The sequence below is a fragment of the Pseudomonas sp. MWU12-2319 genome (assembly GCF_023242525.1).
Lineage (GTDB): Bacteria > Pseudomonadota > Gammaproteobacteria > Pseudomonadales > Pseudomonadaceae > Aquipseudomonas > Aquipseudomonas gingeri_D.
In genome coordinates this window covers 1-690 of the sequence record NZ_JALJES010000064.1, presented here as the reverse complement: position 1 = coordinate 690, position 690 = coordinate 1, and the positions used below count along the sequence as shown (strand labels likewise).

Below are 690 nucleotides of genomic sequence, written 5' to 3'. Positions count from 1 at the left end.
ATCTACATGCGCTATATCCGCCCGGGCCGCATCGGTGAAATCTCCATTGTCGGCGTGCTCCTGTTGCTCGGCTCGATCTGGCTGGGCGGGCAGATTGCCGCCGACCCTGTGTGGGCCAAGGCCTTCAGCTTCACTGGCGTACAGATCACCTGGATGCTGGTCGGTTACGGTTTTGTGGCAGCAGTGTTGCCGGTCTGGCTGATCCTGGCGCCGCGCGACTACCTGTCGACCTTTCTCAAGATCGGCACCATCATCGCCCTGGCGATCGGCATCCTGATCACCATGCCCGTGCTGAAAATGCCGGCGCTGACCCAGTTCGTCGACGGCACAGGTCCGGTCTGGAAAGGCGGCCTGTTCCCGTTCCTGTTCATCACCATCGCCTGTGGTGCCGTCTCGGGCTTCCACGCGCTGATTGCCTCGGGGACCACGCCCAAGCTGCTGGACAAGGAAACCAACGCCCGCTACATCGGTTACGGCGGCATGCTGATGGAGTCCTTTGTGGCCATCATGGCGATGGTCGCCGCTTCGGTGATCGAGCCAGGCGTGTACTTCGCCATGAACAGCCCGGCGGCGGCGGTCGGCAGTGATGTGGTGACGGTGGCACAGACCGTCACCAGCTGGGGCTTTGCGATCACCCCTGACGCCCTGCTGGCCGTGGCCAAGGACATCGGTGAAACCACCGTGCTGTCA

Annotated in this window: 1 protein-coding gene; it reads left to right on the top strand. The window is 62.9% G+C overall.

Annotated features, from left to right (window positions below; all coding sequences use genetic code 11):
- Positions 1–690, top strand: a 690-nt coding sequence (locus M5C01_RS32760) for a carbon starvation CstA family protein (protein WP_283094145.1), incomplete at both ends; no start/stop codon positions are given.